This window comes from Serratia sp. SSNIH1 (assembly GCF_002935055.1).
In the GTDB taxonomy this organism is placed as follows: domain Bacteria; phylum Pseudomonadota; class Gammaproteobacteria; order Enterobacterales; family Enterobacteriaceae; genus Serratia; species Serratia nevei.
In genome coordinates this window covers 25439-42464 of sequence record NZ_CP026383.1, presented here as the reverse complement: position 1 = coordinate 42464, position 17026 = coordinate 25439, and the positions used below count along the sequence as shown (strand labels likewise).

The 17026-nt window shown below is 61.7% G+C and carries 10 protein-coding genes, 1 tRNA gene, 2 rRNA genes and 1 pseudogene; 8 read left to right on the top strand and 6 right to left on the bottom strand.

Going from position 1 to position 17026, the window contains the following annotated elements; translation table 11 throughout:
• The first annotated feature begins 45 nt into the window (after positions 1-45).
• The 7 genes from rrf (C3F38_RS00155) (at position 46) to aceK (ending at position 6688) form a co-directional block, all read left to right on the top strand.
• Positions 46-161: ribosomal RNA gene (gene rrf, locus C3F38_RS00155) — 5S ribosomal RNA — on the top strand.
• 14 nt (positions 162-175) lie between these two features.
• A tRNA-Thr gene (locus C3F38_RS00150) sits at positions 176-251 on the top strand.
• Between the two features lie 45 nt (positions 252-296).
• Positions 297-412: ribosomal RNA gene (rrf, locus tag C3F38_RS00145) — 5S ribosomal RNA — on the top strand.
• 200 nt (positions 413-612) lie between these two features.
• Positions 613-1542 (top strand): homoserine O-succinyltransferase, encoded by a 930-nt coding sequence (metA, locus tag C3F38_RS00140; protein WP_038874383.1) that lies wholly within the window; start codon positions 613-615, stop codon positions 1540-1542.
• Between the two features lie 374 nt (positions 1543-1916).
• Positions 1917-3515, top strand: a complete 1599-nt coding sequence (gene aceB / locus C3F38_RS00135) for a malate synthase A (RefSeq protein ID WP_038874381.1) — start codon at positions 1917-1919, stop codon at positions 3513-3515.
• Positions 3516-3556: 41 nt separating this feature from the next.
• Positions 3557-4864 carry an isocitrate lyase gene (aceA, locus tag C3F38_RS00130; RefSeq protein WP_004936630.1) on the top strand — a complete coding sequence of 436 codons (1308 nt, stop codon included), beginning with the start codon at positions 3557-3559 and terminating at the stop codon, positions 4862-4864.
• A gap of 69 nt (positions 4865-4933) precedes the next feature.
• The gene (gene aceK / locus C3F38_RS00125) at positions 4934-6688 is read left to right on the top strand and encodes a bifunctional isocitrate dehydrogenase kinase/phosphatase (RefSeq protein ID WP_055317474.1); all 1755 of its coding nucleotides are present in this window, start codon (positions 4934-4936) and stop codon (positions 6686-6688) included.
• Between the two features lies 1 nt (position 6689).
• Here the strand turns inward: aceK and C3F38_RS00120 are convergent, their stop codons facing one another.
• From C3F38_RS00120 to iclR, 5 genes are all read right to left on the bottom strand, one after another.
• Entirely contained in the window at positions 6690-7331 is a 642-nt protein-coding gene (locus C3F38_RS00120) for a bifunctional 4-hydroxy-2-oxoglutarate aldolase/2-dehydro-3-deoxy-phosphogluconate aldolase (RefSeq protein WP_055317473.1), read from the bottom strand.
• Between the two features lie 54 nt (positions 7332-7385).
• Entirely contained in the window at positions 7386-9200 is a 1815-nt protein-coding gene (edd, locus tag C3F38_RS00115; protein WP_038874375.1) for a phosphogluconate dehydratase, read from the bottom strand.
• Between the two features lie 98 nt (positions 9201-9298).
• A complete protein-coding gene (gene gntU / locus C3F38_RS00110) occupies positions 9299-10636 on the bottom strand; it encodes a gluconate transporter (protein ID WP_033649721.1) in 1338 nt (445 codons plus the stop codon).
• Positions 10633-11172 carry a gluconokinase gene (gene gntK, locus C3F38_RS00105; RefSeq protein ID WP_038874371.1) on the bottom strand — a complete coding sequence of 180 codons (540 nt, stop codon included), beginning with the start codon at positions 11170-11172 and terminating at the stop codon, positions 10633-10635. The genes gntU and gntK overlap by 4 nt, the downstream gene beginning before the upstream one ends.
• A gap of 251 nt (positions 11173-11423) precedes the next feature.
• Positions 11424-12254, bottom strand: coding sequence for a glyoxylate bypass operon transcriptional repressor IclR (gene iclR, locus C3F38_RS00100; RefSeq protein ID WP_004936648.1), 831 nt, complete (start codon positions 12252-12254; stop codon positions 11424-11426).
• A 196-nt stretch (positions 12255-12450) separates the two neighbouring features.
• On the opposite strand from iclR, the gene metH reads away from it, so the two are divergent.
• Positions 12451-16146 (top strand): methionine synthase, encoded by a 3696-nt coding sequence (metH, locus tag C3F38_RS00095; RefSeq protein WP_094300724.1) that lies wholly within the window; start codon positions 12451-12453, stop codon positions 16144-16146.
• 37 nt (positions 16147-16183) lie between these two features.
• On the opposite strand, the pseudogene C3F38_RS00090 reads toward metH, so the two are convergent.
• Positions 16184-16895 (bottom strand): annotated as a pseudogene (locus tag C3F38_RS00090) (UTRA domain-containing protein).
• Positions 16896-17026 lie beyond the last annotated feature (131 nt).

The window sequence follows — 17026 nt, the reverse complement described above, 5'->3', positions numbered from 1 at the left end:
CTGATGGCTTCAGGAGAGTGAAGCGGTTGGAATAAAACGAATTTGCCTGGCGGCAATAGCGCGGTGGTCCCACCTGACCCCATGCCGAACTCAGAAGTGAAACGCCGTAGCGCCGATGGTAGTGTGGGGTCTCCCCATGCGAGAGTAGGACACTGCCAGGCATCAAATTAAGCGTGCTGATATGGCTCAGTTGGTAGAGCGCACCCTTGGTAAGGGTGAGGTCCCCAGTTCGACTCTGGGTATCAGCACCACTTTATTTAAAGTGGGTTTAGAAGTTCGGCAGAAAAAAGAATTTGCTTGGCGGCAATAGCGCGGTGGTCCCACCTGACCCCATGCCGAACTCAGAAGTGAAACGCCGTAGCGCCGATGGTAGTGTGGGGTCTCCCCATGCGAGAGTAGGACACTGCCAAGCATCAAATAAGCCAAGAGGCCATCCGAAAGGATGGCCTTTTTGCTTTTCAGTCCCTTTACTCCCCCTCCTCATATCTTGGCGCAGAGCGCGCAATGAAACATTTTCACCTTTTCGCCGAATGCTCGACATCGACGGAAAAAAACGCTATCTTCGGGCATCTAGAAGTCTAAACGTATAAATGGATGTGTGAGGGTTAAGCAATGCCGATTCGTGTTCCTGATGAGTTACCTGCGGTCAATTTCTTGCGCGGTGAGAATGTCTTTGTGATGACATCCTCGCGGGCAAAAACACAGGAAATCAGGCCACTGAAAGTGCTGATCCTCAACCTGATGCCAAAGAAGATCGAAACGGAAAACCAGTTTTTGCGCCTGCTGTCCAACTCGCCGCTGCAGATTGATATCCAGCTGCTGCGTATCGATAGCCGCGAATCGAAGAACACGCCGGCCGAGCATCTGAATAACTTCTACTGCGACTTCGAGGATATCCAGAACGAGAACTTCGATGGTTTGATCGTTACCGGCGCGCCGCTGGGGCTGGTCGATTTCTGCGATGTTGCCTACTGGCCGCAGATCGAACGGGTGATTGACTGGGCTAAGAACCACGTTACCTCCACGCTGTTCGTTTGCTGGGCGGTACAGGCGGCGTTGAACATCCTGTACGGCATTCCCAAGATGACGCGCGAGGTGAAGCTCTCCGGCGTTTATCCGCACCAAACGCTGCAGCAGCATGCGTTGCTGACGCGCGGCTTCGACGAAAGCTTCCTGGCGCCGCATTCACGCTATGCCGATTTCCCGACCGAAGTGATTCGCCAATATACCGACCTGGACATCCTGGCCGAATCCGAGCAGGCCGGCGCCTACCTGTTTGCCAGCAGGGACAAGCGCCTGGCGTTTGTCACCGGCCATCCGGAATACGATACGCTGACCCTGGCAGGAGAGTATTGTCGCGACAACGAAGCCGGCCTCGATCCTGCCGTTCCACTCAACTACTTCCCCGATGACAACCCCTCACTGACACCGAAAGCCACCTGGCGCAGCCATGGCCATCTGCTGTTTTCCAACTGGCTCAACTATTACGTCTACCAGATCACGCCGTACGATCTGCGCCATATGAATCCGACGCTCGACTGATCTTTTCTGCTCGCCGGCGGCTGAATCGAGGCCGCCGCGCCGTTGATCCTCTGAACGATCCTCTTTTTCTCCGTCACACCTCCTTAAAATCAATTGTTAACCAAGGTGTTAGCGCATCTTTATCACTCTGGTGGAAGCGATTTCCTTACCGGTCATTATTGTTATTTTATATAACTAATTGATAATAAAGTGTTAATAAAATATTTAATAATAAAATGGAAATGGTTTTTGATTTTTATTTTTTGTTGAGTATTCTTAGAGGTATCGGGATGAGATCTGACCAGTTGAGGATCGTTTCATCCACCCTGATCCACAGTGATTTCTGATGAAAATGCGCCGGTCGCGCGAGCGCAACGATGGGAAGGAGCAAGGTCATGACGCAACAGATAGCAGGCACGGAGTTAAGGTTTACGCAGGGTTTCGCCGCAGCGGAGCGCCAGGTGTTGACCGATGAAGCGGTTGAATTCCTGGCGGAACTGGTGGGGAAATTCACGCCGCGGCGCAACGAGCTGCTGGCGGCGCGTGTCCGCTGGCAGCAAAATATCGATCGCGGCGAACTGCCGGGATTTATTTCGGAAACCACTTCCATTCGTGAAGGTGACTGGCAGATCCGCGGCATTCCGCAAGATCTGCGTGACCGCCGGGTCGAGATCACCGGGCCGGTTGAGCGCAAGATGGTGATCAATGCGCTTAATGCCAACGTAAAAGTGTTCATGGCGGACTTCGAAGACTCGCTGGCGCCAAGCTGGGACAAAATCATCGACGGCCAAATCAACCTGCACGATGCAGTTAACGGCACCATTTCCTACACCAATGAAGCCGGCAAAATCTACCAGCTGAAACCGAACCCGGCGGTATTGATCGCTCGCGTGCGCGGCCTGCATTTGCCGGAAAAACACGTGCTGTGGCGTGATGAAGCCATTCCCGGCGGCCTGTTCGATTTCGCGCTGTACTTCTACCACAACTATCGCCAACTGTTGGCCAAGGGCAGCGGCCCATATTTCTATCTGCCGAAAACCCAGTCCTGGGAAGAGGCGGCCTGGTGGAGCGATGTCTTCAGCTTTACCGAGGATCGTTTCGATCTGCCGCGCGGCACCATCAAAGCGACCGTGCTGATCGAAACCCTGCCGGCGGTGTTCCAGATGGACGAAATTCTCTACCACCTGCGCGACCACATCGTCGGCCTGAACTGCGGCCGCTGGGATTACATCTTCAGCTACATCAAAACGCTGAAGAATCATGGCGATCGCGTGCTGCCTGATCGTCAGTCGGTGACCATGGAGAAACCTTTCCTCAGCGCCTATTCGCGTCTGTTGATCAAAACCTGTCATAAGCGCGGCGCGTTCGCCATGGGCGGTATGGCGGCGTTTATCCCGAGCAAAGACGCCGAGAAAAATGACTGGGTGTTGAATAAGGTACGGGCGGACAAAGAGCTGGAAGCCAGCAACGGCCACGACGGCACCTGGGTGGCGCACCCGGGGCTGGCGGATACGGTGATGGAGGTATTCGGCAAAGCATTGGGCGATCGCCAGAACCAGCTGGAGGTGCTGCGTGAGCAAGACGCGCCGATCAGCGCCGCACAGCTGCTGGAACCGTGCGACGGCGAACGCACCGAGGCGGGGATGCGCGCCAATATCCGCGTGGCGGTGCAGTACATCGAAGCCTGGATCTCCGGCAACGGTTGCGTACCAATTTACGGTTTGATGGAAGATGCGGCGACGGCGGAGATCTCCCGTACGTCAATCTGGCAGTGGATCCACCACGAGAAGAGCCTGAGCGACGGGCGTCCGGTCACCAAGGCGCTGTTCCGCCAGATGCTGCAAGAAGAGATGTTGGTGGTGCGTGAAGAAGTGGGGGAAGCGCGCTTTAACGCCGGCCGGTTCGAAGAGGCGGCGCGCCTGATGGAGCGCATCACCACGCAAGATGAGTTAATCGATTTCCTGACGCTGCCCGGCTATGCGCTGCTGGCCTGAATTTTCCCAATCAACCCTACATGACTGAAAGGATAAAAATTATGTCTACCTCTCGCTCTCAACAGATCCAGCAGCTGGAACAGGAATGGAAATCGGCCCGTTGGGAAGGCATCACTCGCCCTTACAGCGCCGAAGACGTGATCAACCTGCGCGGTTCGGTCAACCCGGAATGCACCCTGGCGCAAAACGGCGCCGCCAAACTGTGGGCATTGTTGAATGGCAAGGCGCGCAAAGGCTACGTGAACTGCCTGGGCGCGCTGACCGGTGGCCAGGCGCTGCAGCAGGCCAAAGCCGGCGTCGAGGCTATCTACCTGTCAGGCTGGCAGGTGGCGGCGGACGCCAACAGCGCGGCGGCCATGTACCCTGACCAGTCGCTGTATCCGGTGGACTCGGTGCCGAAGGTCGTCGAGCGCATCAACAATACCTTCCGCCGCGCCGATCAGATCCAATGGGCTAACCAGATTGAGCCGGGCAGCAAAGGCTACACCGATTATTTCCTGCCGATCGTCGCCGATGCGGAAGCCGGCTTCGGCGGCGTGCTGAACGCCTTCGAGCTGATGAAAGCGATGATCACCGCCGGCGCCGCCGGGGTACACTTTGAAGACCAGCTGGCGGCGGTGAAGAAATGCGGCCATATGGGCGGCAAAGTGCTGGTGCCGACGCAGGAAGCGATCCAGAAACTGGTCGCCGCGCGCCTGGCGGCCGACGTGCTCGGCGTGCCGACGCTGGTGATCGCCCGCACCGACGCCGATGCGGCCGACCTGCTGACCTCCGATTGCGATCCGTATGACAGCGCCTTCGTCACCGGCGAGCGCACGGCGGAAGGCTTCTTCCGCACCCATGCCGGCGTCGAGCAGGCGATCAGCCGCGGCCTGGCTTACGCTCCTTACGCGGATATGGTGTGGTGCGAAACCTCAACGCCGGATCTGGATGCCGCTCAGCGCTTCGCCGACGCCATCCACGCCAAATACCCGGGTAAGCTGCTGGCCTACAACTGCTCGCCGTCGTTCAACTGGAAGAAGAACCTCGACGACCAGACCATCGCTCGCTTCCAGCAGGCGCTGTCGGATATGGGCTACAAATATCAGTTCATCACGCTGGCGGGCATCCACAGCATGTGGTTCAACATGTTCGATCTGGCGCACGCCTATGCGCAGGGCGAGGGCATGAAACACTACGTCGAGAAGGTGCAGCAGGCGGAGTTCGCCGCGGTGGATCGCGGCTACACCTTCGCGTCGCACCAGCAAGAGGTGGGCACCGGCTACTTCGACAAGGTCACCACCATCATTCAGGGCGGCGCCTCTTCGGTCACCGCGCTGACCGGTTCGACGGAAGAACAGCAGTTCTGATGCGGCAAGCTTGAAGACGTTCCACCCGGAGCCTGCATGCGCAGGCTTCTTTTTCTGGCGGGGGTAAGGATGGCGGCAAAACTGGAGTTGTTGATCGCACAGACGATCCTGCAGGGCTTCGATGCGCAGTACGGCCGCTTTCTGGAAGTGACCGCCGGCGCGCAGCAGCGCTTCGAGCAGGCGGACTGGCCGGCGGTGCAGCAGGCGATGAAAAAGCGCATCCATCTGTACGACCATCACGTCGGCCTGGTGGTGGAGCAGCTCAAATGCATCACCGGGCAGAAATACTTCGACGCCGACTTCCCCAGCCGGGTCAAAGCAGTCTATATCGACCTGCTGCCGGACTATCCGCGTTTCGAGATCGCTGAAAGCTTCTTTAACTCGGTCTACTGCAGGCTGTTCAAGCACCGCGATCTGACGCCGGACAAGCTGTTCGTCTTCAGTTCGCAGCCGGAGCGGCGCTTTCGCGACATCCCGCGTCCGCTGGCGCGCGATTTTACTCCCTATGGCGATCTGCCGGCGATGCTGCGCAGCGTACTGAGCGATCTGCCGCTGCGGCTGCTGTGGGAGGATTTGACGCGCGATATTCGCTACATCACTCAGGCGCTGCAACGCGCCTTCAGCGCACAGCAGCTGGCGGGTGCAACCTTCCAGATCGCCAACGAACTGTTCTACCGCAACAAGGCCGCCTGGCTGGTCGGCAAGCTGCGCCTGGCCGACGGCGTTTATCCGTTCTTGCTGCCTATCCACCACAGCGAATCGGGCGCGCTGTTTATCGACGCCTGCCTGACCGGTAAGGCCGAGGCCAGCATTGTCTTCGGCTTCGCTCGTTCTTATTTCATGGTCTACGCGCCGCTGCCGGCGGCGATGGTGGAGTGGCTGCGCGAGATCCTGCCGGGCAAAACCACCGCCGAGCTGTACATGGCGATCGGCTGCCAGAAGCACGGCAAAACCGAATGCTATCGCGAATACCTGACCTTTATGGCGCAGTCGCAGGAGCAATTTATCATCGCGCCGGGGGTGAAGGGCATGGTGATGCTGGTGTTCACCTTGCCGTCCTTCGATCGGGTATTCAAAGTGATCAAGGACGAGTTCGCCCCGCAAAAAGAGGTGACGCAGGCGCAGGTGATGGCCTGCTATCAGCTGGTGAAAGAGCACGATCGCGTCGGGCGCATGGCGGATACCCAAGAGTACGAGAATTTCGTCGTCGACAAGGCGCGCCTCAGCCCGGTGCTGTTGGCGGAACTGCAGCGCGAAGTGCCGGGCAAACTGGAAGATCTCGGCGATCGCATCGTGATCAAGCACCTGTATATGGAACGGCGTATGACGCCGCTGAACCTGTATCTGGAGCAGGCCAACGACCAGCAGATGCGCGATGCGATCGAAGAGTACGGTAATGCCATCAAGCAGCTGGCCGCCGCCAATATCTTCCCCGGTGACATGCTGTTCAAGAACTTTGGCGTGACGCGCCACGGGCGGGTGGTGTTCTACGACTACGACGAAATTTGCTACATGACCGAGGTTAACTTCCGCGACATTCCGCCACCGCGCTATCCGGAGGACGAGCTGGCCAGTGAGCCGTGGTACAGCATCGCGCCCAACGACGTGTTTCCGGAAGAGTTCCGCCACTTCCTGTGCGGCGATCGGCGCATTCGGCAGGTGTTTGAAGAGCTGCACAGCGATCTGTTTACGGCTGAGTATTGGCGCGGGTTGCAGCAGCGCATCCGCGAGGGGCACGTGGAAGACGTGTTCGCTTACCGCAAGAAGCAGCGGTTCAGCCAGCGCAGCGGGGCGGCGCTGCCGGCCGCCACCGCTGCGATGTAAATCAGGCCTGGGCGCCCGAGACGGCGGCGCGCGCCAGTTCGGTGATGCGGGCGTAGTCGCCGCTTTCCAGCGCGTCCGCCGGCACCAGCCAGGAGCCGCCGATGCACAGTACGCTTTTCAGCGCCAGGTAGCTGCGGTAGTTGTCCGGCGAGATACCGCCGGTCGGGCAGAAGCGCACCTGCGGGAACGGGCCGCCGATCGCCTGCAGCGCTTTTACCCCGCCATTGGCTTCCGCCGGGAAGAATTTAAACTCGCGCAGGCCGTAATCCATGCCCAGCATCAGCTCGGAAACGGTGCTGATGCCCGGAATAAGCGGAATGGACCCGGCGGTGGCCGCGTTGAGCAGCTCGTCGGTCAGCCCCGGACTGATGGCGAACTGCGCACCGGCCTCGGTCACTTCACGCAGCTGCTGGGGATTGATCACGGTACCGGCGCCGATGATCGCTTCCGGCACTTCTTGGGCGATGGCGCGAATGGCGTCCATGGCGCAGGCGGTGCGCAGCGTCACTTCCAGCACCCGCACGCCGCCGGCGACCAGCGCTTTCGCCAGCGGCACCGCATGTTCCAGCTTGTTGATCACGATGACCGGCACCACCGGCCCCGCCGTCAGGATCTGTTCGGCGCTTGTTTTCCATTGGTTCATGATGACGTTCTCCTCTGTGGCCGCCGCCAGGCGGCGATGCGGCCAGGCTATCGATTAAAATTTGATGCAGCAGGCGCCCTGCTCGGCGCCGGACAGCTGGCTGCGCAGCGCGCCGAACAGCTCGCGGCCGCAGCCGATGTGTTCTGCGCTCAGATCGGGTTGGCATGGCGTGCGCTGGGCCAGTTCGTCGGCGTCGACCAGCACCTGCAGCTCGCCGCTGCGGCCGTTGACGCGGATCGGATCGCCGTCGCGCACTTTCGCCAGCAGGCCGCCGGTATAGGCTTCCGGGGTGACGTGGATGGCGGAAGGCACCTTGCCGGAGGCGCCTGACAGGCGGCCGTCAGTCACCAGCGCCACTTTGAAGCCGCGATCCATCAGCACGCCCAGCGGCGGCATCAGCTTGTGCAGCTCCGGCATGCCGTTGGCCTGCGGCCCCTGGAAGCGCACTACCACCACGCAATCGCGATCCAGCTTGCCGGCTTCGAACGCCGGCACGATGTCGTGCTGGCTGTCGAACACCACCGCCGGCGCTTCGATAATCTGGTTGTCGGCGGGTACCGCCGAGGTTTTCATCACCGCACGGCCCAGATTGCCGGCCATCACTTTGGTGCCGCCGTGATGCTCAAACGGCTGAGCGACGCTGGCGATCACGCTGGCGTCGAGCGAGCCGGCCACGCCTTCGCGCCACGCCAGCTGGCCATTATCCAGCCAGGGTTCCTGGGTGTAGCGGTGCAGGCCGAAACCGGCCACGGTGTGCACGTCTTCGTGCAGCAGCCCGTGTTGCAGCAGCTCGCGCACCACCAGCGGCACGCCGCCGGCGGCCTGGAACTGGTTGATGTCGGCCGGGCCGTTCGGGTAGATGCGGCACAGCAGCGGCACCGCCTCCGACAGCTCCGAGAAATCGTCCCAGGTAATGATGATGCCTGCTGCGCGCGCCATCGCCACCAGATGCATGGTCAGGTTGGTGGAGCCGCCGGTGGCCAGCAGCGAGACGATGCCGTTTACCACCACTTTCTCGTCCATCAGGCGGCCGATCGGCAGGTAGTTGCCGGCGGTGTCGGTCAGTCGCGTCACCTGGCGCGCGGCGGCGTCGTTCAGCGCGTCGCGCAGCGGCGTGTCCGGATGTACGAAGGAGGCGCCCGGCAGGTGCAGGCCCATCACTTCCATCACCATCTGGTTGGTGTTGGCGGTGCCGTAGAAGGTGCAGGTGCCGATGCCGTGATAGGACGCGGCCTCGGCTTCCAGCAGCGCCAGGCGGTCGGCCTTGCCCTCGGCGTACAGCTGGCGCACGCGCACCTTTTCTTTGTTGGGTAAACCGCTGCTCATCGGGCCGGCAGGCACGAACAGCGCGGGCAGGTGGCCGAAGGAGAGGGCGGCCATCACCAGCCCGGGCACGATCTTGTCGCAGATGCCGAGGAACAGCGCACCGTCGAACATGTTGTGCGACAGGCCGACGGCGGCCGACATGGCGATCACGTCGCGGCTCATCAGCGACAGCTCCATGCCGTCCTGCCCCTGCGTCACGCCGTCGCACATCGCCGGCACGCCGCCGGCCACCTGGCCGACGGCGCCCACCGCCTGCAGCGCCTGTTTCAGCCGCTGCGGGTAGTGTTCGTACGGCTGGTGGGCCGACAGCATGTCGTTGTAGGCGGTGATGATGGCGATATCGCTGCGCACCATGTTTTTCAGCGCCGTCTTGTCATCGGGCTGACAGGCGGCGAAGCCGTGGGCCAGGTTGCCGCAGGCCAGCTGCGCGCGGTGGACGGTTTGGGAACGGGCCGCTTCGATACGCGCCAGATAGGCGGCACGGCTGGCCTGGGAACGGTGGGTGATGCGCTGTGTGACACGGGACAAGGTTGGGTTAATCATGCCTTCCTCACATTGCTGTTGTTATAGTCGCCGCCTGTGGCGGTGCCCCCGGTGGTGATTTGCAGCCCTGGTGTGCAAGGCCGGGGGCGATTTAGGATTTAAAACATCGTGAATGCAATCATGCCGATAGCGCCGCCGACGCTGCCCAGAATCGTTTCCATCACCGTCCAGGTTTTCAGCGTTTGCAGTTCGTTGGCGCCGGTGAATTTGCCGAACAGCCAGAAACCGGCGTCGTTGACGTGGCTCAGCACGATGGAGCCGCCGGCGATACAGATAGCCAGCGCGGCCAGCTGCCCGCCGTTCAATCCGAGCTGGCTGGTGACCGGCAGCACCAGGCCGACGGTGGTCAGGCAGGCGACGGTGGCCGAGCCCTGAATCACCCGCACCATGGCGGAGAGCGCAAAGGCGGCCACGGCGATCGGCAGGCCGGCGCCGATCATGGCGTCACCCAGCGCCGGCCCTACGCCGGAATCCACCAGGATCTGTTTGAACACCCCGCCGGCGCCGGTCATCAGCAGGATGATCCCGGCCGGTTGCACCGCGGCGGAGCAGATGGCCAGCGTCTGTTCATTGCTCATGCCGCGCGGTTTCGCCAGGCCGTAAATCACGATCAGACAGGCCAGCAGGATGGCGGTGAACGGGTGGCCGATAAACTCCAGCCACTGCTGCAGCTGCGAACCCGGGGTGACCAGCCGCGCGCCGATGGTTTTCATGCCGACCAGCACCAGCGGGCACAGCACCAGCGCCAGGCTGAAACCGAACGACGGCAGATTGCCCTTGGTCAGCGTCGGCTCGTTCTCTTCCGGCGGCATTGGCCAGTTGACGAAGCGGCTGATAAAGCTGCCGTACAGCGGGCCGGCGATCAGCATGCCGATCACTGCCGCCACCAGGCCGATGGCGATCATCCAGCCGAAGTCGGCCTTCATCTGCGAAGCCAGCAGCATCGGCACCGGCCCCGGCAGCAGGAAGGAGGCGGCGGCGGCCACGCCGGCGAACAGCGGGATCGCCAGCTTGACGATATTGCCGTCGGTGCGGCGCGCCACGGCGAACACGATGCCGATCAGCAGCACCACCGCCACGTCGAAGAACAGCGGCAGCGCGCAGATCAGGCCGGCGATGCCGAGCGCATAGTGCGCCTTGCTTTGTCCGAATCGTTTCAGCAATTGCGCCGCAATTTGATCGAGCGCGCCGACCTCATGCAGGATCTTGCCGAACATTGCCCCCAGCGCCACCACGATCGCCAGGAAGCCCAGCGTGTCGCCCATGCCTTTTTGCATGGTGTCGGCGATATGGTCCAGCGGCATGCCGGAGAAGATGCCGGCGGCGATGGACACCAGCATCAGCGCGACGAAGGCGTGCATGCGCGCCTTCATCACCAGGAATAACAGCAGTAAAACCGAGCCGACTGCGGTACCGACCAGCGTAACGGTACTCACGCGCACACGTCCTGTGGCAGGAAGCTCTGGATATGGCGCACGGTATCGGCGATCACCGCGTCCAGCGGCTGGTTGATGTCGATCGCCATCACGTCGCTTTCGTCGGCGCCCGGTTGCTCCAGTGCGGCGAACTGGGTGACCAGCATCTGCGGTTTGAAGAAGTGGCCGTTACGCGCCGCCAGTCGGGATTCGATCACCGGGAACTCGCCGTGCAGGTAGATAAACGACAGGTTGCCGTTGCCGGCGCGCAGGCGGTCGCGATACTGCTTTTTCAGCGCCGAGCAGACGATGATCGACACGTTGTTGGTGCGCTGCATGGCGAAGGCGGCATCGTTGAGCGCGGCCAACCACGGGGCGCGATCGTCGTCGTTCAACGCGTCGCCGGCGGCCATCTTCAGGATGTTGCTGCGCGGATGCAGGAAGTCGCCGTCGAGGAAGCCGGCGGAGAGTTGGCGGGCCGCGGCGGCGGCGACGGCGGACTTGCCGCTGCCGGAAACGCCCATAACGACGTAAATGCGATTTTGATTGTTGGTCATGGCTTAGCTCCAAAGCACCGGGTGGCGTTACCTTCGTTCAGCTTGATTGTTACCGGTAACATGTTATCGGTAACATTGTCGAAGGAAGTTTGAGCGGTTGCAATGGGCTTTCGCCGTGAGGATCGCTAACTGTGATCGGCTTCAAGCTTTTTTCCCGTGTGCTAAACAGGATGCCGATAGCCTGTTACATGCTGACAACAGAGCAAGGAATCGAGAGAGAGGGCGCGCAGGGGCGCCCTCGGAGGGGGGGATCAGCGCACGCCGCCGTAGGCCAGGCTGATTTCTTTCGCCGCGTGGATCACCAGCGCTCCCAGTTCGATCACGCGATCGTCGGTGATGCGCGACACCGGGCCGGAGATGGAGATGGCGGCGAAGGCTTCGCGGTGCTCGTCGAAGATACAGGCAGCCACGCAGCGCAGGCCGAGCGCGTGCTCTTCGTCGTCAAAGGAGAAGCCCTGTTTGCGGATCTGCGCCAGCCCCTCTTTCAGGTTGTGCGGCGTCAGGGTGTGCGGCGTGTAGGTATGCATGCCTTTTTTGTGCAGCAATTTGGTCACCTGATCGTCCGGCAGGGTGGCGAGGAACGCCTTGCCGGCGCCGGAGGCGTGCATCGGCAGTTTACCGCCGATCGGCGCCGACATGCGCATCAGCGCCGTACACTGCACCTGATCGATGATGATCGCCTGGTACTCGCTGGTATCCAGCACCGCCAGGTTGACGGTTTCGCCGGACTCTTCCATCAGGCGGCGCAGCGTCGGATGCACCATCGCCAGCAGGTTGCGGCTTTGCAGGAAGCTGCTGCCGACCACAAAGGCGTGCGAGCCGATGGTCCACAGGCCGAGATCGCCGACCTGGCGCACGAATCCCTGCTGCTGCATGGTGGTGAGCAGGCGGTGAGTGGTGGAATTCGGCAGGCCGGCCTGCTGCGCCAGATCGGTCAGCGCCACGTTGCCCTGAGCTTCCGAAATGTATTCCAACAGCTTCAGGCCACGGGTCAACGATTGTACCTGGCCGGTCGCCGCACTGGCGGCCGGGGCTGCTGCGCGGGGCTTCTTGCCGCGTTTGGCGGGAGCAGGGGTGGCCATGGGTGAGATTCCTTTTTCCGTATGATGGAATTCATTTTCGTTTTTTGTCGATGAATTGCAAGTCGCCGCCAGCTCATCGGAGGTGTTGGCGCACAACCTGAAAAACTCTCAATTGTCGCCTGGCCCTTTGTCCCGACAAGCTGTGCTAGGATGACTCGTTGGTTTTTGCGGCAGTTGAGCAATGGGCTGGATGGCAATGGAAGGGGTTACAGTGACGAATCGAGTAGAACAACTGCGCCGCCAGTTAGCGCAGCGCATTTTGGTGTTGGACGGCGGCATGGGCACCATGATCCAGAGCTACCGTCTGGACGAGCGTGATTTCCGCGGTGAGCGTTTCGCCGACTGGCGCAGCGATCTGAAAGGCAACAACGATCTGCTGGTGCTGACCAAGCCGGAAGTGATCACCGCCATTCATTACGCCTATCTTGAGGCGGGCGCCGATATCCTTGAGACCAATACCTTCAACTCCACCTCCATCGCCATGGCCGATTACCACATGGAGTCGCTGTCCGCCGAGATTAACTATCAGGCCGCCTGCCTGGCGCGCGCCTGCGCCGACGAATGGACGGCGCGCACGCCGGAAAAACCGCGCTACGTCGCCGGGGTGCTGGGGCCGACCAACCGCACTGCGTCCATCTCGCCGAACGTCAACGATCCGGCGTTCCGCAACATTTCGTTCGATGAGCTGGTGGCGGCTTACCGCGAATCGACCCGCGCGCTGGTGGAGGGCGGCGTCGATCTGATCATGATCGAAACCATCTTCGACACCCTGAATGCCAAGGCCGCCGCTTTTGCAGTGGAAACCGAATTCGAAGCGTTGGGGGTGGAACTGCCGATCATGATTTCCGGCACCATCACCGACGCCTCCGGCCGTACTTTGTCCGGCCAGACCACCGAAGCGTTTTACAATTCGCTGCGCCACGTCAAGCCGCTGACTTTCGGCCTGAACTGCGCTCTGGGCCCGGACGAACTGCGTCAGTACGTCGCCGAGCTGGCGCGCATCTCGGAGACCTACGTCACCGCGCACCCGAACGCCGGTTTGCCGAACGCCTTCGGCGAGTACGATCTGGATGCGGCCGAGATGGCGCGCCAGGTCGGGGAGTGGGCGCAGGCCGGCTTCCTCAATATCATCGGCGGCTGCTGCGGCACCACGCCGGAACATATCGCCGCGATGGCCAACGCGGTCGAGGGCGTGCCGCCGCGCCGGCTGCCGGAGATCCCGGTCGCCTGCCGCCTGGCGGGCCTGGAGCCGCTGACCATCGATGCCAACACCCTGTTCGTCAACGTCGGCGAGCGCACCAACGTCACCGGTTCGGCGCGATTCAAACGCCTGATCAAAGAAGAGAAATACAGCGAGGCGCTCGACGTGGCGCGCCAGCAGGTCGAGAGCGGCGCGCAGATCATCGACATCAACATGGACGAGGGGATGCTCGACGCCGAAGCGGCGATGGTGCGCTTCCTTAACCTGATTGCCGGCGAGCCGGATATCGCCCGGGTGCCGATCATGATCGACTCCTCCAAGTGGTCCGTTATCGAGAAAGGCCTGAAGTGCATTCAGGGCAAGGGCATCGTCAACTCGATCTCGATGAAGGAGGGTGAGGAAGCCTTTATCCACCACGCCAAACTGGTGCGCCGCTACGGTGCCGCGGTGGTGGTGATGGCGTTCGACGAAGTGGGGCAGGCGGACACCCGCGAGCGCAAGTTCGAGATCTGCCGCCGCGCCTATAACATTCTGACCGAACGCGTCGGCTTCCCGCCGGAAGACATCATTTTCGACCCGAACATTTTCGCTGTCGCTACGGGCATTGAAGAGCACAACAACTACGCCGTCGACTTTATCGAAGCCTGCGCCGACATCAAAACCCACCTGCCGCACGCGATGATCTCCGGCGGCGTGTCCAACGTGTCGTTCTCGTTCCGCGGCAACGATCCGGTGCGTGAAGCGATCCATGCGGTGTTCCTGTATCACGCCATTCGCAACGGCATGGACATGGGCATCGTCAACGCCGGGCAGCTGGCGATTTATGACGATTTAAGCGCCGAGCTGCGCGACGCGGTGGAGGACGTGATCCTCAACCGTCGCGAGGACGGCACCGAACGCCTGCTGGAGCTGGCCGAAAAATACCGCGGCAGCAAAGATAATGACGTGGCGGTGCAGCAGGCTGAATGGCGCGGCTGGCCGGTAGAAAAACGGCTGGAATATTCGCTGGTGAAGGGCATCACCGAGTTTATCGAGCTGGACACCGAAGAAGCGCGGCAGCAGGCCGAACGCCCGATCGAAGTGATCGAAGGGCCGCTGATGGCGGGGATGAACGTGGTTGGCGATCTGTTCGGCGAGGGCAAGATGTTCCTGCCGCAGGTGGTGAAATCCGCCCGCGTGATGAAGCAGGCGGTGGCCTACCTGGAACCGTACATCGAGGCCAGCAAGCAGCAGGGCACCTCTGCGGGGAAAATCCTGTTGGCGACGGTGAAGGGCGACGTGCATGACATCGGCAAGAACATCGTCGGCGTGGTGCTGCAGTGCAACAACTATGAAATCGTCGATCTGGGCGTGATGGTGCCGACGGAGAAAATCCTGCGCACCGCGCGTGAGGAGAACGTGGACATCATCGGCCTGTCGGGGCTGATCACGCCGTCGCTCGACGAGATGGTCAACGTGGCGAAAGAAATGGAGCGCCAGGGCTTTACGTTGCCGCTGCTGATCGGCGGCGCCACCACCTCCAAGGCGCACACCGCGGTGAAAATCGAGCAGAACTACAGCGGCCCGACCACCTACGTGCAAAACGCCTCGCGCACCGTGGGCGTAGTGTCGGCGCTGCTGTCCGCCACCCAGCGCGACGAGTTTGTGGCGCGCACCCGCAAAGAGTATGAAACGGTGCGCATTCAGCATGCGCGTAAAAAGCCACGCACGCCGCCGGTCGATTTGCAGAAGGCACGCGCCAACGCCATGGCGCTGGACTGGGCCGATTATCAGCCGCCGGCGCCGCGGCAGCTCGGCGTGTTCCCGGTGGCGGCCGGTATCGAGACGCTGCGCCACTACATCGACTGGACGCCGTTCTTCATGACCTGGTCGCTGGCGGGCAAATACCCGCGCATCCTGGAAGACGAGGTGGTGGGGGAAGAGGCCAAGCGCCTGTTCCACGACGCCAATCAGATGCTGGATCGGCTGGCCGCCGAGCGCAGCCTCAACCCGCGCGGCGTTTACGGCCTGTTCCCGGCCAACCGCGTCGGCGACGACGTGGAAGTATACCGCGACGAACGGCGTGACGAGGTGCTGGCGGTGAGCCGCCATCTGCGTCAGCAGACGGAAAAAACCGACTTCCCGAACTACTGCCTGGCGGACTTCGTGGCGCCGAAAAGCAGCGGCAAGGCCGACTACTTCGGCGCCTTCGCGGTGACCGGCGGGCTGGAGGAGGACGCGTTGGCGGCGGCGTTCGACGCGCAGCACGACGATTACAACAAAATCATGGTTAAGGCGCTGGCGGATCGCTTGGCGGAGGCCTTCGCCGAATACCTGCATGAGCAGGTGCGCAAGCTGCACTGGGGCTATGCCGCCGACGAGAGCCTGAGCAACGAAGAGCTGATCCGCGAAAACTATCAGGGCATCCGGCCGGCGCCGGGTTATCCGGCCTGCCCGGAGCACACCGAGAAAGCGACCATCTGGCAGCTGCTGGACGTCAACCGCCACACCGGCATGGAGCTGACGGAGTCCTTCGCCATGTGGCCGGGGGCAGCGGTGTCCGGCTGGTACTTCAGCCATCCTGAAAGCAAGTACTTCGCGGTGGCGCAGATCCAGCGCGATCAGGTGGAAGACTACGCGGTGCGTAAAGGGATGAGCGTGAGCGAGGTCGAACGGTGGCTGGCGCCTAACCTCGGCTACGACGCCGACTGATTTCCTCTTTAAGGGCGCAGCGATGCGCCCTTGTCATTTACTGCGCTTCCACGTCGATGTGCAGCGCATCGTAACGCCAATACTCCAGATCGCAATCGATCACCCGGTCGTGCTGATCGCGGTTCACCCGCGTAATGAACAGCGCCGGGCTGCCGTAGGTCACCTTCAGCATGGCGGCGGCCTGCTGCGGCAGCAGGGTGGGCAGCATGTCGAAACGCACCCGCCCGTAGTGAATGCCGTAGCGCGCGGCGTACAGCGCGGTCAGCGACTGGGTCAGGTCTTCGTCCAGAATGCCGGGGAAATAGGCCGGGTTGAGGTAGTGCTCGCAGTACAGCACCGCGCGCCCGTCGATGTAGCGCAGCCGGCGAATGCGATAGGCCTCGGCGCCGGGGGGGCAGCGCCAGGCGGCCGGCCAGCGGCGCGTCGAGCGTGACTACCGTGCTGTCGATCGCCTCGGTATGGGCGGCGCGCCCCTGCTGCTGCGCCATGGCGTGAAAATGGCTGCGCTGCAGCGGGTTGTAGATAAGACGCGGTGGCGAGATGAACCAGCCGCGCCGCACCTGGCGGTAGATGACGCCCTGCGCCTCCAGCTGACCGAGCGCCTCCTGCAAGGTAATGCGGGTGGTGGCGAATTGCTCGCTCAGGGCGCGTTCGGAGGGCAGCTTGCCGCCCACGGCGAACTCGCCTGCGGTGATGCGGGCGTTCAGCGTTTGGCAAATGGTCGCCACGGTCGTCGGTGCTTCACTCATACAGCGGGTGTCCCGTTTCAGTGCGTTTGGCCTCCCTTAAGGTAGACCAGCGTCGCGTTTTCGCCGTTGCAATGGGTGATAAAACTGTCGCTTTTTTAAGCTGACATATAATTATCACATTCGTCCGTTAG